This window comes from Rothia mucilaginosa (genome assembly GCF_049990865.1).
Taxonomy (GTDB): domain Bacteria; phylum Actinomycetota; class Actinomycetes; order Actinomycetales; family Micrococcaceae; genus Rothia; species Rothia mucilaginosa_I.
Window position 1 is genome coordinate 1,131,436 of sequence record NZ_CP188231.1, and the last position, 18,790, is coordinate 1,150,225.

The 18,790-nt window shown below is 61.1% G+C and carries 16 protein-coding genes, 2 tRNA genes and 1 other RNA gene; 6 read left to right on the forward strand and 13 right to left on the reverse strand.

Going from position 1 to position 18,790, the window contains the following annotated elements; genetic code table 11:
* Positions 1-106 precede the first annotated feature (106 nt).
* The 10 genes from ACP3RB_RS04460 to ACP3RB_RS04505 form a co-directional block, all read right to left on the reverse strand.
* Positions 107-1,006 carry an ACP S-malonyltransferase gene (locus ACP3RB_RS04460; protein WP_005507477.1) on the reverse strand — a complete coding sequence of 300 codons (900 nt, stop codon included), beginning with the start codon at positions 1,004-1,006 and terminating at the stop codon, positions 107-109.
* Positions 1,007-1,258: 252 nt separating this feature from the next.
* A complete protein-coding gene (locus ACP3RB_RS04465; protein WP_426698621.1) occupies positions 1,259-2,380 on the reverse strand; it encodes a tyrosine recombinase XerC in 1,122 nt (373 codons plus the stop codon).
* A 258-nt stretch (positions 2,381-2,638) separates the two neighbouring features.
* A complete protein-coding gene (dprA, locus tag ACP3RB_RS04470) occupies positions 2,639-4,387 on the reverse strand; it encodes a DNA-processing protein DprA (protein ID WP_426698622.1) in 1,749 nt (582 codons plus the stop codon).
* 77 nt (positions 4,388-4,464) lie between these two features.
* The gene (locus tag ACP3RB_RS04475; protein ID WP_311446023.1) at positions 4,465-6,003 is read right to left on the reverse strand and encodes a YifB family Mg chelatase-like AAA ATPase; all 1,539 of its coding nucleotides are present in this window, start codon (positions 6,001-6,003) and stop codon (positions 4,465-4,467) included.
* Positions 6,003-6,473 carry a YraN family protein gene (locus ACP3RB_RS04480; protein WP_426698623.1) on the reverse strand — a complete coding sequence of 157 codons (471 nt, stop codon included), beginning with the start codon at positions 6,471-6,473 and terminating at the stop codon, positions 6,003-6,005. The genes ACP3RB_RS04475 and ACP3RB_RS04480 overlap by 1 nt, the downstream gene beginning before the upstream one ends.
* A gap of 373 nt (positions 6,474-6,846) precedes the next feature.
* Positions 6,847-7,173, reverse strand: coding sequence for a DUF2469 domain-containing protein (locus tag ACP3RB_RS04485; protein WP_005506259.1), 327 nt, complete (start codon positions 7,171-7,173; stop codon positions 6,847-6,849).
* Positions 7,174-7,279: 106 nt separating this feature from the next.
* Positions 7,280-8,101 (reverse strand): ribonuclease HII, encoded by an 822-nt coding sequence (locus ACP3RB_RS04490; protein ID WP_426698624.1) that lies wholly within the window; start codon positions 8,099-8,101, stop codon positions 7,280-7,282.
* Between the two features lie 6 nt (positions 8,102-8,107).
* Complete coding sequence (lepB, locus tag ACP3RB_RS04495) at positions 8,108-9,235, reverse strand: signal peptidase I (RefSeq protein WP_426698625.1); 1,128 nt, start codon at positions 9,233-9,235, stop codon at positions 8,108-8,110.
* Between the two features lie 194 nt (positions 9,236-9,429).
* Positions 9,430-9,777, reverse strand: coding sequence for a 50S ribosomal protein L19 (gene rplS / locus ACP3RB_RS04500; RefSeq protein WP_049337710.1), 348 nt, complete (start codon positions 9,775-9,777; stop codon positions 9,430-9,432).
* A gap of 217 nt (positions 9,778-9,994) precedes the next feature.
* On the reverse strand, positions 9,995-10,522 hold the full coding sequence (locus ACP3RB_RS04505; protein ID WP_426698626.1) for a single-stranded DNA-binding protein: 528 nt from the start codon (positions 10,520-10,522) through the stop codon (positions 9,995-9,997).
* 368 nt (positions 10,523-10,890) lie between these two features.
* Between ACP3RB_RS04505 and ACP3RB_RS04510 the strand changes: the two genes are divergently transcribed.
* Entirely contained in the window at positions 10,891-11,787 is an 897-nt protein-coding gene (locus ACP3RB_RS04510) for an HNH endonuclease family protein (RefSeq protein ID WP_426698627.1), read from the forward strand.
* A gap of 109 nt (positions 11,788-11,896) precedes the next feature.
* Here the strand turns inward: ACP3RB_RS04510 and ACP3RB_RS04515 are convergent.
* Positions 11,897-11,969: transfer RNA gene (locus tag ACP3RB_RS04515), tRNA-Arg, on the reverse strand.
* 105 nt (positions 11,970-12,074) lie between these two features.
* Entirely contained in the window at positions 12,075-13,748 is a 1,674-nt protein-coding gene (gene mptB, locus ACP3RB_RS04520) for a polyprenol phosphomannose-dependent alpha 1,6 mannosyltransferase MptB (protein WP_426698628.1), read from the reverse strand.
* 260 nt (positions 13,749-14,008) lie between these two features.
* Between mptB and orn the strand changes: the two genes are divergently transcribed.
* The 3 genes from orn (at position 14,009) to def (ending at position 15,719) form a co-directional block, all read left to right on the forward strand.
* Positions 14,009-14,695: an oligoribonuclease gene (orn, locus tag ACP3RB_RS04525; RefSeq protein ID WP_311452913.1), complete on the forward strand. Its 687-nt coding sequence runs from the start codon at positions 14,009-14,011 to the stop codon at positions 14,693-14,695.
* 106 nt (positions 14,696-14,801) lie between these two features.
* Positions 14,802-14,874, forward strand: a tRNA-His gene (locus ACP3RB_RS04530).
* A 272-nt stretch (positions 14,875-15,146) separates the two neighbouring features.
* Complete coding sequence (def, locus tag ACP3RB_RS04535; protein WP_303966237.1) at positions 15,147-15,719, forward strand: peptide deformylase; 573 nt, start codon at positions 15,147-15,149, stop codon at positions 15,717-15,719.
* A gap of 133 nt (positions 15,720-15,852) precedes the next feature.
* On the opposite strand, the gene rnpB is transcribed toward def, so the two are convergent.
* Positions 15,853-16,258, reverse strand: an RNA gene (rnpB, locus tag ACP3RB_RS04540) — RNase P RNA component class A.
* 160 nt (positions 16,259-16,418) lie between these two features.
* Here rnpB and ACP3RB_RS04545 point away from each other — a divergent pair.
* Together ACP3RB_RS04545 and ACP3RB_RS04550 are read left to right on the forward strand one after the other, a co-directional pair.
* Positions 16,419-17,210 (forward strand): YaaA family protein, encoded by a 792-nt coding sequence (locus ACP3RB_RS04545; protein WP_311452912.1) that lies wholly within the window; start codon positions 16,419-16,421, stop codon positions 17,208-17,210.
* Between the two features lie 372 nt (positions 17,211-17,582).
* Positions 17,583-18,653, forward strand: coding sequence for an S-layer homology domain-containing protein (locus ACP3RB_RS04550; RefSeq protein WP_311452911.1), 1,071 nt, complete (start codon positions 17,583-17,585; stop codon positions 18,651-18,653).
* Positions 18,654-18,790 lie beyond the last annotated feature (137 nt).

The window sequence follows — 18,790 nt, forward strand, 5'->3', positions numbered from 1 at the left end:
CTTAGTGCTGATGCTCGCAAGACACTGTGTGCCTCGCATGTCTAAAGTGCATATCTAGTGTGAAGGGTTCCTGGCGTGAGGAGAGCTGGGGGCTCTCCTGCGGCATTTAGCCCTTCAGCGAGGCGAGATCCTCGGGAGTGTTGATGGAGGTGCCGGGCACACCGCGCATCGCGCGCTTTGCCAAGCCGACCAGGGTGCCTGCGGGGGCGACCTCGATAATGCCGGCGACCTCACGCTCGAGTAGGGTTGCCATGCACAGGTCCCAGCGGACGGGGCTGGTGACCTGGGAGACGAGGGTCTTGACGAACTCTTCACCGGATGCCACGGCGGAGCCGTCGCGGTTGGTCAGCAGTGCGGAGGTCGGGTCGGATACCTGCAGGGATGCGGCGAACTCTTCCAGGGCGGGCACGGCGGGTGCCATGGCCTCGGTGTGGAATGCGCCAGCTACCTTCAGGGGGATGACGCGAGCGCGTGCGGGCGGGTTCGCGGCGAATGCTTCGATGGCGGGGATGGGGCCTGCGGCTACGATCTGGCCGCCGCCGTTGGAGTTTGCGGCGACGAGGCCTGCTGCGTCGATGGCTTCGCGGACGTTTTCTTCAACGCCGCCGAGTACTGCAGCCATGCCGGTCGGGGAGGCGGCTGCCGCCTCCGCCATGCCGTTGGCGCGCACGCGCACGAAACGCATTGCGTCTTCGTCGCTGAGTACGCCCGCGAGGGCTGCTGCGGTGATTTCGCCGACGGAGTGGCCCGCGAAGATGAGTTCTTCACCGTCGAGTTCGCGTAGTGCGAGGCGACCGGTGACGATGCCTGCAGCCACGATGAGGGGCTGGGCGATTGCGGTGTCCTTGATGGTTTCTTCTTCGGCTTCGGTGCCGTAGTGAATCAGGTCGATGCCTGCCGCTTCGGAGAGTCGTTCCAGGTGCTCACGCACACCTTCAATCTCGAGCCAGGGGCTCAGGAAGCCCTTCTTCTGGGAGCCCTGTCCGGGGCAAACGAGTGCGCGCATGCGGTGCGACCTTTCTGGTTTTTAGTACTCGTACGCGGTGCCTCCGCAGAGACGGAGACCACGGCTAGTCTGTTACCTATGCTACCTTGTTCAGCCGCTTTGCATAAACATCGCAGTGCAAGAATTTTGGGGTGCACTGGGAGCGTAGACAGTGGTTGAACAGTGTATAGCTTAGATTGAACTCCCCCATTCGTACAACCCGAACGGGCAAGGTTCAAATAGAGAGACAGCTAACTTTCGAGTTGCCCCCCCCTATGCTCGCGGATGCGCCCGCGCGTACGTTTCCGCCAGACGCTTCATCGACACGTGCGTGTAAATCTGCGTGGTCGCCAACGATGAATGACCCAACAGCTCCTGCACCGAACGGATATCGGCGCCACCATCGACCAGGTGAGTCGCCGCCGAATGACGCAAAACGTGCGCACCCGAGGCCTGCGTGTTCTCCACCGTGCGCAGTAGGCGGGTCAGGTCCTCACGAATCTGACGGGCGTTCGCACGCCCACCGCGAGGGCCAATAAACAGCGCCGTCACGCCCTGGGAACCCTCCGGAATCCACTGCGGACGACCATAAGACACCCAACGATTCAATGCCTTGAGCGCCGGGGTACCCAGCGGCACCACGCGCTCCTTATTGCCCTTACCCAGCACGCGCACCGTCTTATTTGCACGGTCCACGCTCTGCAAATCCAGGCCGGTTAGCTCAGAAATACGCATACCCGAGGCGTACAGCACCTCTACCACAGCTTCGAGGCGTAGCAGGCGCGCATCACGAGGATCCTGCGCCCGACGCTCCTGCAAGGTGGTTAGTAGCTGGTTCATCTGCTCACGGCTCAGCACCGGCGGCAGGTGATTCTCCCGCTTGGGGGTGCGCATACCGCGCGTAGGGTTGGCGTGCACCAGTTCCTCCTCCTGAGCCCAGGTGAAGAACGTGCGTAGGGTCGAGCCGCGGCGCGCCACCGTAGAACGAGCCGCCTGCCGCAAATGTAGCGAACCCAACCACTCACGGATGAGGGATGCGTCAATGGTGTCCAGATGCCGCACACCGCGGCGCGCCATGTAGCCGAAGAAGCCCTCCAAATCCGAAATATAGGAACGAATCGTCTCTTCGGAACGGTGCTTCTCATAGCGCAGAAAACGCTCAAAACGGTCCAGGACGGGGCGGAACACCTCGCCGGAAACGCCCAGTGCAGAATCGGGTAGAGCCGAGCCGGGTAGGGCTGAGTCCAGGCTTTCGCCGTGAGTCTGGGGATGACTGGCGGCAAGGCTACGGGTGTAGGTCACCGGCAGGGTCGCGGAGGGAGCCTCATCTCGGTATTCTTCCCGGTATTCTTCCCGGCTCTCGCTCCGGTTTTCGTGCTGGCGGGCGGGGGTCATGCATCCCTCCTTTCGTGGTTCCGGTTCCTGACTCTAGCGGCGTTGGCGCTTCTCAACAGTGTATTTCTGTCCCCTGCTGTATTTCTATCCGCGGCTATATTTCTGTCCCGGCGCATCTGCCGTTAGGACGGCGGGGTAGGCTCCGCGCCAGTACGCGCGAGCCTACCCCAATTGTAGAGAGATTCAGCCTCCTCCACGCACCGCCCCGTCATGACCGACCGCCGCATCCCGCTATAGCGGGGGTGCTCAGTGGCTCTCCTACGCTGCGGCAGCCGGGCGGACCTTCCTCCAGCTCGTTCCGCTGCTCTCCGCCAGACCGCAGCGACCCAGGTGGAACAGGTCAGCCATCACGTCGCGAGCGCTCAACCCGAGGGCGGCGGCAATCTCGTCCACGCCGCGGTAGGAGCGCGGGCTCAAGTCATCCCAGACTCTGCCCTGTCGTTCGGTCAACTCATCCAACGCGCTAGAGGACGCCACCCGGTCCCATTCGCTCTCGTGCTCGGTACCCAGCTCGAAACCCGCGGCGGCATCGTACTCGAGAATATCGGCGGCCTCGGTGAGTGTTTGCGCTAGTCCATCGCGTAGCAGACGGTTCGTGCCCACCGAGTTCGGCGAGTTAATCTGCCCCGGAACAGCCCAGAGGGTACGCCCAATCTCCAGCGCGTGACGAGCCGTATTCAGCGCACCGGAACGCCAGCGCGCCTCCACCACAATAGTGTGCCGCGCCAACGCCGCAATCAGGCGGTTACGCTCCAGAAAACGCCACCGCGTGGGGGTGTTGCCCACGCTCACCTCACTCATGATGAGCCCGCGGTCAACAATCATGTTCAGCGCATCCGAGTTCTGCGCCGGGTACAACCGATCCAGCCCACCCGCCATGAAGGCGATAGTCGGCAGGTCGCTACCCTGCTGGGTCAGAGCCGCCCGATGCGCCGCAATATCAATGCCCATCGCACCACCAGAAATCACCGTGTACCCGCGGCGCGCCAGCTCCGCGGCAAGGTGGGTCGTCGCCTCCGTACCGTAGATGCTCGGGTCGCGCGAACCGACCAGCGCCACGCTCGGGGCAGAGGCCACATCCAGCAGGTGCCGCGAATCGCCTCGGCACCACAGCCCGTACGGTCGGGCAGGCCCCAAATCGTTCAGCTGCGGCGGCCACAGCGGATCGGCGGGAGTAACCAGCCACGCCCCGCAGGTTGCCGCCATGTGCGCCTCCGCATTCAGGGTGCGTTCCATGCGGCGGTTCCAACGCAGGCGGCGGGTCGCGAGCGCCTTGCCAAACTTATCGCGGCTCATCTGATGCTCACCCGGCGTGTAGTAGTCATTCGCGCTGAAAAACAGGGTGGACTCCCCCTCCGCGGGCGCACCCACCGAGTGCAGAAAATCGCTGAGCTGTTCGTCCGGTTCGCCGTGCTCCCAGGTGTGCTCATCCGGGATGTGCCCGGTCAGCAGGTAGTGCAGGGTCAGCGGCGCGCCCAGGGTGGTGAGGGATTCGACCACGAGCTCATCGGCGGGTTCGGCGGAGCGCATCAGCTGGGCGATGCAGCAGCGGATGTACTCGCGGCACGCCGCCTCAAGCTCCTGCGCGCTGAGGGTGGGATTGAAGAGCGGTGCGGTAGCTACAGGGGTGGTTGTGTCTGCGGTATCAGCAGATTTTTTGGCTACTGATTCAGCACCCTCTTGGTTTGCAGACTCCGGTGTCTCGTCCAGGTACACCGGATTCAGACAGGAAGCGAGGAACCCCGGCAACCGCGCCGCGTTATACGGGCTCGGCGAGGGTTCCTGCCCCAGCGACAGAATATGCGCCACCCTCTCACGCACCAGGGCGTGCGCATCCAGGGTGCGACCGGGTAGGCGGATTTGCAGTTCCTCCTGCACAAAATCCTCCGCCGCGCTCTCTTCTGGCGTGTGCTCTTCAGGCACACGCTCTTCCGGAGCTGCTTCTCTCAGCCCGTTGCCTTTCAGTTCAGCCTCTTCAGCTCGTTTTCTTAGTTTCTTCTCACTCATGATCTTCTCCTCTCGTGAGTTGCTCAATCTCGTGAACACTTCTTCGTTAACGCCTCGGCGCTCAAAGCGTCGGCACGCTATTTCAACTGCCCCTGCTGCCTCAAAAAGAGCGCCACGTCCAGGTGCTCCCGGCTCGGGTAGGTGGCACCCTCCAAATCGGCGAGGGTCCAGGCGATACGCAGCACCCGGTCGTAGCCGCGAGCCGTCAGCGTTCCGCGATCCACGGCGGCGTTCAGCTCACCGGTGAGCTTCGCATCCAGACGCAGCGGGCCGCGCAGAATCTTGCCGTTCATCTCCGCATTCGTCTTCAACCCGTACGGCTCCAGGCGCTCCTTCTGAGCCTGCCGCGCCGCCATGACGCGCTCACGAATCTGCGCCGAACTCTCATTCACCTGACCGCCCGCAAGCTCCGTGGAAGACACCTTCGGAACCGTCACATTCACGTCAATGCGGTCCACCAGCGGGCCAGACAGCCGCCCAAAATAGGCGCGACGCTCACGCGGGGCACACGTGCACTCTGTACCGGTACCCACATTCATGCCGCAGGGGCACGGGTTCGCTGCCAAAATCAGCTGAAAACGCGCCGGATAGGTCGCCGATGCACTCGAACGATCCAGGGTCACGGTCCCCGACTCCAGGGGCTGACGGAGCGAATCGAGCACCGTGCGTTTGAACTCCGGCGCCTCGTCGAGAAAAAGCACGCCGCGGTGCGCTTTAGACACGCAGCCCGGGCGGGGAATGCCGCTGCCGCCGCCCAGAATCGCCGGCGCGGAGGCGCTATGATGCGGTGCCTCAAACGGCGGCTGACGCACCAGCTCACTCAGGTGCTCCCCCGCCGAGCAGAGGGAACGAATCGCGGTCACCTCCATCGCGGCATCGTTGTCGAGGGTCGGCAGGATGCTCGGCAAGCGCTCCGCCAGCATGGTTTTACCCGAACCGGGAGGGCCGGTCAGCAGCATGTGGTGACCACCAGCAGCGGCAATCTCCAGGGCAAAACGGCCCTGCGACTGACCGGCAACATCGCTCATATCCGAGGGAATTTCAGCCGGTTTTACTGCCGGTGCGCTCGCCTCCGTCTGCGGGGTGGGCGGGTAGGTCAGCTTCTGACTCTCAGCCCCGAGAGCGGCAAAAACCTCAGCCAAGCAGCGGAAACCGCTCACCTGCGCGCCGGGAATGAGCGCCGCCTCCTCAGCATTTTCGGCGGGCACAATCACGCGGTGGCGTCCAGCATCCACGGCGGCTTTGACCGCCGGCAGGATGCCCGGCACGGGGCGTAGCGTTCCGTCCAGACCCAGCTCACCCAGGAAGACGCTATCGCCGCTGGGGTGCAGTTTCTTCTCCGCCTGCAGCGCCGCAACCACAATGGCCAGGTCGAACGCCGAGCCGCGTTTGGGCAGGGTTGCCGGGGTCAGGTTCACGGTGAGCCGGTGCTGAGTGAGGGTGATGCCGGTGTTTTTCGCCGCGGAGCGCACACGCTCTTTCGACTCGTTGAGGGCGGTGTCCGGCAGGCCCAGCAGCACGAAGCCGGGCAGACCCTGCGAGATGTCAGCCTCAACGTCAACGATGTGCCCGCGCAAGCCCACGAGCGCCACGGAATATGTGCGTGCGAATCCCATTACGCCACCGCCTTCAGATGCTCAAAGGTGAAGGTTTCGCAGGTCCCGGTCACCGCAATGGCGTCGATGCGAAAGCGCGGAAAATCCAGGTTCTCGCGCAGCCTGCACCACAGAATCGCCAGCGAGCGCGTGCGGCGCGCCTTATCGCGGTCAATGGACGCGAACGGGTGCCCAAAGTCTTCGCTGCTGCGGGTCTTGACCTCAATGAAAACCAGTTCGTCCTCGGGGTCGATGGCGATCAGGTCGAGCTCGCCGCGGATCTGCTCGTGTTCCAGTCCGGCGGGCGGGCGCCAATTCCTCTCCAGAATCCGGTAGCCGTTCGTCTCCAGGATGCGGGCGGTCAGCTCCTCGCCCCACCTGCCGACGCTGTGGGCGCGGGGCTGGGTTCGCTGGATCTGGGTTCGCGGAGTCAGGGGTCTGTTGGGTGCGCTTCGGGTTGCGGCGCGGGCTGTTATTCGGGCTGTTGTCATGGGTCTCTCCCCGGTAGATAGCGGTAGTGCTTCTACTGTGCCCGCCTCGCGCGTGCCCGAACGCGGTTAACAAAAAACTGTGGATAACCTCGGTTCCCAGAAGGAATTAGAGGTTATCCACAGCCATTTATTTGAAATTTTGGGGCATATTTTTCAAAAACACCGCTCGGGTGCCGATTCGGCGCGTCATATTCGCGCGGGTTCATCATCTCAGTTCCACCGCCCGGCTTCATCACGGGGGTTCATCGCGCGGGTTCATCACCTAGCTCTGCCGCCCGGCAGCTCGACACCGGCGCGCTTCCCCCCGGCAGCTCGGTAGCCGCACCTACCCCTGGCAAGGCGGTGAATCAGGCGTGAGCTAGGCGTTCGTGAGCTAGGCGTTAAAGTCCGGCATTTCCGGCACGGTGAACTCCTGGTTGGGCAGGCGCTCCTCCACGTTCACGTCACGCACCGAGTAGGCGTGCACCTTCTTCACAAAGCGGTTGGAGCGGAATACATCCCACACCCACACGTCGCTCATGCTCACCTCAAAGTAGAGGGTGCCGTCCTGCACGTGCGGGGTGACGTCCACCTGGTTCGCCAGGTAGAAGCGTCGGTCGGTTTCTACCGCGTAGCTAAAGAGCGACATAACGTCTTTGTATTCGCGGTAGAGCGCCATTTGGGCGTCGGTCTCGTAGTTTTCGAGGTCTTCTGCGCTCACTACTCTTCCTTTCCTGGGCTTTTAGTACTAATTCAGCGATAGCACATTTGGCTTTCGCAGGCTTCCGAGGCACGGTTTCAGGCATGCCACGCACTCTAGCCCCCCCCTAGTAGCGCTGTGCCGCGGCAGCCTCAATCTGCTCGGCGGTCGCAGGAAGCGACCATGACAGTCGATGCTGCGGGCTGGGGCCCTGCACGCTAATCGCCTCGCGGTGAGCGGCGGATCCGTAGCCCTTGTTCTTCGCCCAGCCGTACCCCGGGTAGCGGGTATCCAGCTGGACCATCAGCTCGTCACGTTCCACCTTCGCAACCACCGATGCGGCGGCAATGGAGGCGCACTTGTAGTCGCCCTTAATGACCATGATTACCGGCATCTGCGCGGGCTCACCCGCACCCTCCCAGGCTTGGGCGAGCAGTGCGTTGTAGTGTGCCTGCGCCGGGTCCGGTGCCAGCGCGCTGAACAGGTCCTCCTGCGGAGGGGTGAACCAGTCGTGCTTACCGTCCAGCAGGGCGGCTTCGGCGCGGTATCCGCGGCGCGCCAGCTCGGCGAGCGCACGCTGGGCAGCAAGCCTCAGCGAGAGGGTCATGCCGAGCCGGTCAATATCTGCCGGTTCCACGTGCCCGACCGCCACGGCGCACCACTGGCGGATTTCGGGAACCATGGATTCGCGGCGTGCCGGTGAGAGCGCCTTGGAATCGATCAGCCCGCCCACTTCGAGGGTGGCGTCCGGGGTGAGGATTGCGACGCCCACGGTGACCGGGCCCGCCATGGAGCCGCGGCCCACCTCGTCGATTCCGGCAACCGCGCGGGCGCCAGAGGCGAAGAGCTGCTGCTCGTACTCGAGGTCGGCAGCAGGCGGGGTTGCTTTCACGGGCTTAGTTTTTGCGGGTTTCGTTGCGCTCTTCTGGGCGCTCACCATCATTCCCAAGCTCGCTTACTCGCTCGGGGTGGAGGTCGGCGCAGGAACGGAGGAGAACACCGAGCTCTCATCCTGCAACAGACCGAAGTGATTCAGCGGCCACGCCACCACGAACACGTTACCCTGCACGTCGTCCTTGGAGATGAACGCGGTGCCGTCGCTAATGTGGTAGCGGGAGTCGGCGGAGTTGCTGCGGTGGTCACCCATCACGAAGTACTTGCCGGCGGGCACGGTCACCTTGAAGGGCACCTCCGAGGGCGGGTTGCCGGGGTACAGGTACGGTTCGGTGATTTCTACACCGTTGACCTTGATCTTGCCGGTGCCGTCGCTCTCGACCACGTCACCGGGGGTGCCGATAACGCGCTTGACCAGGAAGTTCGAGGAGGTATCCGGCAGAATACCCGCGAAGGACAGGGCGTCCTTGAGCGGGCTGCTGGTCTTCTGGGTGGAGGGAATCCAACCCTGAGAGTCCTTGAAGACGATGACGTCGCCGCGCTTGGGCTCGCTAAAGTAGGAGCCCGCCACGTTAATGAACACGCGGTCGTTGACCTGCAGGGTCTGCTCCATGGAGCCGGAAGGAATGTAGAAACCTCGCAACAGGAAGGTCTTGACCAGGAACGCGATGACCAGCGCGTAGAGGATGACGGTGCCACCCTCGCGTGCCTGCACCCAGAACCATTCGCCGAGGCGGCCTTCTTCCTGCGCCTGGGAGTAGGTCAACTCTGCCTGTTCGGCGCGCTTTGCCTTGCGGCGTTCCCTGGGGGTCATTTCGGAGAAGTCCTTGGTGGTTTCCACGTCTGTAGCATTCTCCTTATCGGTGGCTTCTTCGCGCTCGGTATTCTTCGCGTCCTTCGCAGCGGCACTCTCAGAAGTACCGGTGGAGGCGGCGCTCGCCTCGGCACTAGCTACCACCTCGCGGGTGCTCTTGGTATCGCTTTCGGTCGCCTCAGTAGCGCCCGCGGATGCCGCCCAGGGGGTATCCTTCTCGGCCGCGGCCTTCTCAGCGTCCGCGTTCTCTGCTGCAGCCTTTTCGGCGGCGAGGCGCGCAAAGTATTCTTCCATTTCGCGGCGCTCGCGGCGGCTTTGAGGCTGGTATCCCTCGGGGAAGGGGCTGGTGTTCGCAGTGTTCTTATCGTCTGCCATGCTGGAGTGAGCCTTTCGTTTGAGAGATACCTAGCTCGAGTGAAACGGTACCTAGCTATTGTATCGAGAGTGCTTGCGCTCTTGGGCTTTTATTTTCTGAGAGCGGCAAGGTTCTCAGAATATGCAAAAACCGCTCCTTGCCCGCGCAATGCGGTTGGGGAGCGGTTTGCAACAGAATTCTGTATCTATAAAGATTAGAACTCGCGCTTCTCGCGGATACGAGCAGCCTTACCGTGGCGGTCGCGCATGTAGTACAGCTTTGCACGACGAACGTCACCGCGGGTCACAACCTCAATCTTCTCGATGGAGGGAGAGTGAACGGGGAAGGTACGCTCAACACCAACGCCGAAGGAAACCTTGCGGACGGTGAAGGTCTCGCGAACGCCTGCACCCTGGCGGCCAACGACGAAGCCCTTGAAGACCTGGATACGGTGGTTCTTACCTTCAACGATCTTAACGTGAACGTTCAGGGTGTCACCGGGGCCGAATGCGGGGATGTCGTCACGGAGGGACTTCTTGTCGAGGAAGTCAAGAGTCTGCATAGTTGTAGATCTCCAGAGTCATCTGCCGCAGGTCAAATAGACTCAGATTGCTCTGCCCCACTGCGGGACAGAAAACCTCATGCTTCGGACAGGATTGGTGCCCGAAGGTTGACATCGTTGGTCGCTCTCCCCCCTGCGGCAGGGGCGTGCCCGATGTCAACACAATGCTCCATTATCCCAATGCACCCGCGTTTATGCAAGCATCCGGGGAGCACTTTTAGAAGGGGGGTTCGTCACTCTGCGCTCCCCCGTTCTGTGGAGGAGTGCCCTGAGCGGTCACACCGGGTGCCTCCGCGTTCTGCTGGGGTGCGTGCGCAGGCGCATACTGCTGCGTGTACTGAGGCGCCTCCTGCTGAGGTGCCCCCTGCATGTCGTTGACCGTGCGCTTCTCCACGGTGCGGGCGAAGGTGCTCGTACCGTAGTTCAGGTCGTGACCGATGCCCAGGGCATCCACTTCTACCGTGGTGCCCTGCGTGCCGTCTTCGCGGTTCCAGCGGCTAATGCGCTGGCGGCCGCTCACGACCAGCGGTTGCCCCTTCTCAATGGAGGTGGCGATGTTCTGGGCAAGGCGGCGGTAGGCTTTCACGGTGTACCAGTTGGTGGTGCCTTCCTTCCAGGTGCCGGTGGCGTCCTGCCAGCGCGGGGTGCTGGCGAGGCGAAAGTTCACGACGGGCACCCCGTTGGGCAGGGTGCTCAGTGCCGGGTCGGAGGCGGTGAATCCGCGGATCAGGATGGTGTCGCTCATGGTTTCTCCTTAGAAACTAATGGGTGGGTTCCTTCACCTTGCCAGGGGTGAGCGAACCCCGCATCTGCCGACCTCTGTACCTGTGGATAACCTCGCGTTTTGCGGTTTTGAGCACCGCCTGTGGATAGAGTTTTTGAACTTTTTGCCCCGTTTTTTCAAAATTAGCCCGCGGGCACCCCATTCCCTACAGAAATATGACGACCGTTCCCCCGACCCCCCATCCGGCATCGTGTCAGGTATCCGTGATAGGTATCTCAGCGTCGGGACGGCTATTTTTACCCTCAAGTTCACTATTTCAGCCCCGCGCACTCTATCCTTGATGATGCGGTGCACTCAGCCGCTTCCCGTCTACCCGCCTTGGAGAATCCGTGAGCAAAAAGCCCGCGAATAACAACCTGCCTTCTTTGCAGGAACTTCAGCAGCTGCAACGCAACCTGCCCAAGCTGCCCGATTCGATGGACCCGCAGAAGAAGCGCCTCATTTACGGCCTGCTCGCCGTGCTTGCCGTCATTGTGCTGATTATTGGCCTGGTCTACGTGAGCAAGAACGGCGTGGACGGCCTGCTCGGCTCCGATAAGAGCACCTCCGCCACCGATGACGAAGAGACCAACGTTCAGACGGAAACCCTCGCCGAGGTCAAGAACCCGTACAAAGCGGTTGATCCCGCGACCGCGCTCGCACCGGATCTGGCGACTGCGAAGAGCGAGCTGGCGTCCCTGCAGGTGAGGGATCGCGCGTCGAAGAACGGCTACTCTCGTGACCAGTTCGGCCCCGCCTGGGATGACGTTGACGGTAACAAGTGCAACACTCGCGACGACATTCTGCGCCGCGACCTGACCAATGTTCGTTTCAAGGTCAGGACCCACGCCTGCACCGTAATCAGCGGCACTCTGAATGACCCGTACACCGGCAAGACCATCGAGTTCAAGCGCGGCAAGAAGACCTCCTCGGCAGTGCAGATTGACCACGTGGTGGCTCTTTCGAACGCGTGGCAGACCGGCGCGCAGGATCTGACCGCAGAGCAGCGCCGCCAGCTGGCGAACGACCCGGAGAACCTGCTGGCTGCAGACGGTCCGGCGAACCAGCAGAAGTCCGATGCGGACGCCTCCGAATGGTTGCCGAGCAACACCGCCTACCGCTGCACCTACGTGGCACGCCAGGTGCATGTGAAGGCGAAGTACAAGCTGTGGGTGACCGCGGACGAGAAGAAGGTTATGGAGCGCGTCCTCAACTCCTGCAAGGACACCAACCCTACTAAGAAGTAGTCCCGGCTAAGAAATAGCCTCCCGGCACCTCGCCGCGCACCAACGTAAACACATAAAGAAAACCGCCCCGCACCCTGAGTTTTGGGTGCGGGGCGGTTTTTCTATGCGGCGCCCCAGGAGGGAATCGAACCCCCGACCAAGAGATTAGAAGGCTCCTGCTCTATCCTCTGAGCTACTGAGGCCTTCCTCTAGGGTACATGAGAATTTATGCTTCTCATGCACAGCACGCCTCAGGTAGGGGCTACCCCGCCGGGCAGCACATCCGGTGAGCACGCCGGATGTTCGCGCTAGGAGCCTACCTTGGTGGCTTCCCGTTCTGCCTTCTTCACCTCGCGGCGGCGTGCACGGCGGCTTGATGCGCCGGGGAACAGCTGCCACCACAGGCGGATGGTGGTGCGGCGAATCTGCGTGGGGTGCAGGCTCACGTACACCAGGCGGCGGGTTGCCGGGTCGAGGGCGACCAGGTAGATGATGTAGCCCAGGCAGATGACCGTCGCGATGAGTCGGCCCATGTCCTGGTTGAAATCGCGCAGGTAGGGCGACACGTTCAGCTGGTCGCTCACGCCGTACGCCATGAAGAACAGCGTGGTGATGAAGTACCACATGAGCTGGAAGTGCGAGCGCAGGCCGGTTGCGGCGAGCATCGGGATGGCCCAGAGCAGGTACCAGGGCTGAATCATGGGGCTGCACAGGAGCATGAACAGGATCGCGAGGCCGGCGTGGCGCACGATGTTGCGGTCGCGTCCGACGAATGCCATTGCCATGGCGCCAAGCATGCCGATGCCCTTGCCGACGGTCTCGATGAGCTTGCGGATCACGTCGAAGGCGTCGCCCTGAACGAACAGGGAGGCGGCGCCGATGACCAGGCCGAAGGGGGTGTACCAGATGTACTGGCCGCCGGTGGTGGACAGTGCCTTGATCCAGCCGAATTCCAGTCCGGTTGCCCAGCCCATAAGCGCCATTTCGGCGAGCAGCAGCACGCCGGAGAGCGCCCAGAAGATGAACTTGCGCGGCCAGGAGGCGTTCTTACCCGCCCAGAGCAGACCCACGAAGGGCAGCACCACGAGGGCGAGCGGCTTGACGGCAACGCCGAGGGCTACGAAGGTCACGCCGAGCGGGCCGCCCCACCAGGTGTCGCGGTAACGCTTGGCGTAGTAGAGGCCGCCGAGCATGAACATGGTCATGAGCGAGTCGTTGTGGCCGCTGGCGATGAACGATGCGATGAACAGCGGGTTCGGGCCGATCTGCCAGAGGGCGCGGACCTGGTTGAAGCCGTGCGCCTGGGCGAGTTTTGCCACGTAGAAGAGGATGCCGATGACCGCGAGCACGGAGAGCAGGCGGAAGTAGAAGAGGGAGAGGTCGATGTTCTCCCCCGCCAGGCGCACAATCCACTCTTCGAGTTTGAGGGAGACCGGTCCGTACGGGGGCGGGGATTCCGCCCACATGGGGTCCGCACCGTTCTGCATGAAGTTTGAGATTTCGGAGACACCGTGCTTGTACGGGTTGAGGCCGTGCGCCATGACCATGCCCTGGCCGTAGTAGGAGAACATGTCGCGGCTGTAGATGGTGAAGGCGAAGACCTGCGGCAGGGACCAGCTGGTGATGACGGCAATCATCCAACGCATGGTGTTGGGTTCGTTCCAGTCGCCCATTTTCTGGTAGATGCGCAGCCATTCGCGGCACATGATCATGGCGCCGAGGGCGAGCATGATAATGCCGGTGATGACCCATGCTGCTTCGAATCGGATGGCGCGGATAGTGTCGTAGCGCCAGAAGCTGGAGCTGTCGGCGAGCCAGCCGACGGCGTAGGAGCCGAGGGTGACCATGATGGAGCCGATGGTGCCGATAATCAGCGTGCGCAGACGGTGATTATTGACGTAGTCCAGGAGTTTGGGTGAGAGAGGTGCGTCGTGTGCGCCGGGTGTGGCGAGCCGGTGTGCTAGCTCCTTTGGTGCGCGCATAACTCCCTTTCTGTCTGCATCGTCGTTCTGGTTTTTATCATACCGGAGCCCTTGGATGCACTGGCGAGAATCACTGCCGCGAAGACGCTTGTGGACACACCGGAGGGCACACCGTAGGGTACACCGGATAGCACGCGGACTGGTGCGGTTCTCCCCTGCTGCCGCCGTTTGCGCATCCTCTTATGCCCGATGCGCCTTGTTGTGCCCTTTTGTGACGTGCTGTTCGCCGGGCCGGCGGCGTTTGGGGGTAGAGTGGGAGGGTGAGTATTTCTAGTGAACGTATTGTATGGATTGACTGCGAGATGACCGGCCTGGACGTGGAGAATGACGCTCTCGTCGAGGTGGGTGTTCTGGTCACGGATGCCGATTTGAACATTCTGGGTTCTGGCGTTGAGTTCGTCATTAAGCCCGGTGATGAGTCTCCTGCCGGTGCGCTGGAGAACATGAATGACTTTGTGCGTTCGATGCATGAGGCATCGGGTCTGCTACCCGATATTGAGCACGGCGTGTCGATGGATTACGCGCAGGAGCAGGTGCTTCGCTACATCAAGAAGTATGTTCCGGTGGCGGGCAAGGCGCAGCTGGGCGGCAACTCGGTGGGCATGGATAAGCGCTTCTTGGAGCGTTACATGCCCGAGGTCATGGCGCATCTTCACTACCGTGTGATTGATGTGTCGACCATTAAGGAGCTGGCGTCGCGCTGGTACCCGGCGGCTCGTCATAGCGCCCCGGCGAAGACCGGTAACCACCGCGCACTGGGTGATATCAAGGACTCGATTGATGAGTTGAAGTATTACCGCCGCGCTATTTTTGTGCCGCAGGGCCCTGATGCGATTGCTTCAGCGCAGATTGCGCGTGAGGTGGAGGCTGAGCGTGCCGCACGCGAGGCAGCTGAGCGCGAGGCTGAGGCATCCGCTTCTAAGGCGGCTGAGGCATCCGAGGCGTAAGCAAGGCATGTAACGAGCATCACGGCTTTTCAACTTGGCAGGTATCTGAATCTCCTGTACAGTAGTATCCGTTGCATATCGCAAGGGAAACCAAGCGAAGCACATGGTGGTCGTAGCTCAGTTGGCAGAGCGCCTGGTTGTGGTCCAGGAGGTCGCGGGTTCAACCCCCGTCGATCACCCCGATGGAAAGGGTCGTTATGGTTATCCGTAACGGCCCTTTCGCTTTACCCCCTGTTCGGTTTGCCTGTACACGGTTCACCCGCACACGGCGTACCGGAACAGAGCTTCTACACCCGCACGTTAAACCAGCGAGCGGGAACGGGGCGCAGCACATCTTCACGAAGTGCATCCTCACGAAGCACACCTTCATGAGGCAGGCACTCATGAGGCAGGCACACCCGGCAAGTTCCCGCCCAACAGTTCCCGTTCAACACAAGCAAAGGATAATTCCGTGGCTATTCGCCCCATCGTTATTCACGGCAACCCCGTTCTGCACCGCCCCGCGGCACCCGTCACCGAGTTTAATGATGAGCTCAAGGAGCTCGTGGCTGACATGTACGAGACCATGGACGCATCCAACGGTGTGGGCCTGGCGGCACCGCAGATTGGCGTGGGCCTGCGCGTCTTCACCTACAAGATGGAGAATGAGGACGGTGTTCCCCCGCGCGGCTGCATCATCAACCCGGTACTGACCCTGGGCAAGATTTCTACCGCCGATCCGGACCCCTACGAGGAGGAAGAGGGCTGCCTGTCCTTCCCCGGTTACGGCTTCCCCCTCAAGCGCGCAGAGTGGGTGACCGTGAACGGTCTTGACGAGCACGGCAACCCCGTCCAGTTTGAGGCGACCGGCTGGTTTGCACGCTGCATGCAGCACGAAACCGACCACCTGGACGGCAAGCTGTACGTGAACCGCCTGAACAAGAAGTGGACCAGCAAGATGAAGAAGGTCGTGAAGAAGGAAGGCTGGACCGTCGACGGTAACTCGTGGATGCCCGGCGTTGATCCGGATCCGTTCGGCCACTAATCACGAGCTCTTCTGAAGGTCAGACCGACCTTTCGAGAAGTTTAAAACGAAGACCGCGAATGCACTCTCAAGCGCATTCGCGGTCTTCGTTTTCTATCAGCCGGTCATGTTTTCCACCAGCCAACGGTAGCGTGAAACGGGTCATCCTATGAGCCGGGTTCTGTCTAAAACGCCACCCGAAGGGGCGTTTCGAGGCAATCATCTATCTAGAACGTACGTTGCCGCACGTCTCAAGCAGCCTACCCGAATACGCACCCCACCTCCGCGAAGGAAGCTGACGGGGATCGGGCGCACTACCCTACCATGGCGTATTCTGTTTGACCTTGCTCCGAATGGGGTTTACCTAGCCGGGCACGTCACCGCGCCCGCTGGTGGTCTCTTACACCACCCTTTCACCCTTACCGCGGCGAACCGCGGCGGTTTACTTTCTGTGGCACTGGCCTGCGGGTTACCCCGAGTGGATGTTATCCACCATCCTGTGCTGTGGAGCCCGGACTTTCCTCGAAGCACGTGTGCCTCGCGATTGCCCGGACGGCCCGTTTCACCCAACCCATTATACGCACACCCTTGGAGGCGGCTATTTCCCGGGCTCCCTCACGGGCACTCAGGGGCGAACTGGGACACGCAGGGATACGCCTGGCACCTCACAACTGCACTGCGTCTCACAGCTACACTGCGTCTCGCGGGTACACTGGAGAGATGCTGATTCTTCTTCCCCCGTCCGAAGGTAAAACTCCCGCCCCCACTGGCAACGCGCCCGTCTGCTTTGCTGATCTTTCATTCCCCGAACTGACCGTCGAGCGTGAGAGCGTCCTGGAGGAGCTGGCGGCTGTCAGCTCGGGACCCGACGCTCTGGCGGAGCTCAAGGTGGGTGCATCCCTCGAAGCAGAGGTGGAACGCAATACGCGCCTACTGACCGAACCGGCACAGCCCGCGATTCGCACCTACACGGGCGTGCTGTTCGAGGCGCTGGATTATGAGAGCTTCTCCCCCGCCGAACGCGATGCCGCGCACTGGTCGTTGCTGATTTCTTCGGCGCTATGGGGTATTCTGCGCCCCGAGGACGCGATCCCCGCCTACCGCCTGTCGATGGGTGTGAAGCTGGGTTCGGTGGGTGCGCTCGCCTCCTTCTGGAAGGGCGCGTTGGGTACCGCCCTGGAGGCTACCGCAAAGGACCAGCTGATTCTAGATTGCCGTTCTGCCGCCTATGCGAAGTCATGGGTGACTCCCCCGTCGCAGACTCTGGCGGTTCGTGTGGAGCGTGTGGCGACTGATGGGTCGCGTAAGGTCGTCTCGCATATGGCGAAGCATTACCGCGGTCTGTTTGCGCGGTACCTGATTCAGTCGGGCTTGGCGGCTCGTCCTATTGACGGCTCCACAGCGGGTATTGCCGAATTTTTGGAGGCGGTCAGCGCGGACTGGTCGGTGGAGTGCACTCTGCCGACGGCGCGAAAGGTGGGCGTTTTGACGCTGCTGGTGCATGAGCAGTAGGTCGCCCAACTATTTTTTCGCCTATTTTTTGCATCATATTGAAAATTTTTTAACTATTTTTCTAGGGGCTTAAACCCGTATCGTCCCCTGTAAAACCACATTTCCCCACATTGAGCGGGTAGGTTTTTATGGGGTGCAAGGCGGATAGTGTCTATCTATCCACCTTCTTTTTGTGCACAGAAGTGCTTATAGTATTAAACGTCTCGCCATTGGTGGCGGGTAATTCGCTCACAAACGCTCATATTCTCAACTCAGCACACACGAAGCACGACATGCCACGTACGTATAACAAACTCGCAGAGGCTTAACCAATGGTTATTGGTTTGCTAGCGTAGAAGTAACCACTCAGAAACACATCGATGGGACAATGAAATGTCTACTTTTTCCTCTCGTCGCGCCCTTTTTAAGGGTGCGGCAGCACTAACAGTCGCTGGCGCTTTGGGTGCGCACCACGCCGGCGAGCAGAGCGCCCAGGCTGCCACCTTGGACGTTAAGACCACCCCGCTGACGTTCAAGGTTACTGAGGCGTCATTTGATATTAGCGGCTTCAACCTCAGCTACGAGATTACCGGTCTGCAGGCTGTGCTTGATACCGGCCTGTACACCCCGTACATTGAGGCCGGCTACTACACCAAGGAGAAGGGCTTCAGGCAGTTCTATTTCTTCTCTCTTGAGCCGAAGAAGCGCATCGAGAATGATGTCTACATTAGGCACCACATCATTAATCGTGATATCACCGGCGGCCCGAATGCAAACTATGGTATTCGCCTGTCTCTTCGTCCGCGCCGTGAGCAGTACACCATTCTGCGCACTCTTGAAGTTCGCCCTACGATTGACACTGAGTTCGCGTGGGCACCGTTCATTGTGGACATTGATATGGATGGCGAGTACGCTCCCGATATCTACAGGTCATGTAAGGCGAAGGTTCTGTTGCTCGATAAGGACCGTTGTTTCCACCCCCAGCGTGCGGTGACCCGCGGCGACCTGATGGATGCTATCTACCGAAGCGCCCGCTCGCCGAAGGTGAAGCTTCCTGCGCGTTCTCCCTTCCCGGATTTGTCTCCGAAGGATGAGCGTTACGCGGCGTACATTTGGGCGTATCAGAATGGTCTGACTTCCGGCTGGTCTGACGGTAAGATGCACCCGGAGGCGGTGGCTAGCCGCGCTACGATGGCTGCGTTCTTCTACCGTTACAAGCATCTTCCCTCCTCTACCGGTACTCGCTGGTACAATCCGACCACCCCTGCCGATATGAAGCCTGGTTCCCCGTTCTTCGTGGAGTGCTCGTGGCTGCACTCGTCGGTGAATATTGATACGAGCTATTACTATAAGAGCAAGGATTTCCGTCCGACCAAGACTGCTACCCGCGAGGAGCTGGCTCGTGTCCTGTCAATGCTCGACATGCTTGACACCATCCCCAATAGCCCTTATCTCGATGATTAGGATTTGGCAGGCGCCGTGAACCGGACGGTTGACCCTACACGTTTTAGCGTGGGTTGACTTCTGAGAACAGCAACTGAAGATAGCGGCTATAGAAGGGGCGGTGAGAGTTTTTCTCTCACCGCCCCTTTTTTGTGTAC

Excerpts from the sequence above, each read along its gene's own strand:
- ACP3RB_RS04460 (WP_005507477.1), bottom strand. The coding sequence starts at position 1,006 with ATGCGCGCACTCGTTTGCCCCGGACAGGGCTCCCAGAAGAAGGGCTTC.
- ACP3RB_RS04465 (WP_426698621.1), bottom strand. The coding sequence starts at position 2,380 with ATGACCCCCGCCCGCCAGCACGAAAACCGGAGCGAGAGCCGGGAAGAA.
- dprA (WP_426698622.1), bottom strand. The coding sequence starts at position 4,387 with ATGAGTGAGAAGAAACTAAGAAAACGAGCTGAAGAGGCTGAACTGAAA.
- ACP3RB_RS04475 (WP_311446023.1), bottom strand. The coding sequence starts at position 6,003 with ATGGGATTCGCACGCACATATTCCGTGGCGCTCGTGGGCTTGCGCGGG.
- ACP3RB_RS04480 (WP_426698623.1), bottom strand. The coding sequence starts at position 6,473 with ATGACAACAGCCCGAATAACAGCCCGCGCCGCAACCCGAAGCGCACCC.
- lepB (WP_426698625.1), bottom strand. The coding sequence starts at position 9,235 with ATGGCAGACGATAAGAACACTGCGAACACCAGCCCCTTCCCCGAGGGA.
- rplS (WP_049337710.1), bottom strand. The coding sequence starts at position 9,777 with ATGCAGACTCTTGACTTCCTCGACAAGAAGTCCCTCCGTGACGACATC.
- ACP3RB_RS04505 (WP_426698626.1), bottom strand. The coding sequence starts at position 10,522 with ATGAGCGACACCATCCTGATCCGCGGATTCACCGCCTCCGACCCGGCA.
- mptB (WP_426698628.1), bottom strand. The coding sequence starts at position 13,748 with ATGCGCGCACCAAAGGAGCTAGCACACCGGCTCGCCACACCCGGCGCA.
- ACP3RB_RS04545 (WP_311452912.1), top strand. The coding sequence starts at position 16,419 with ATGCTGATTCTTCTTCCCCCGTCCGAAGGTAAAACTCCCGCCCCCACT.
- ACP3RB_RS04550 (WP_311452911.1), top strand. The coding sequence starts at position 17,583 with ATGTCTACTTTTTCCTCTCGTCGCGCCCTTTTTAAGGGTGCGGCAGCA.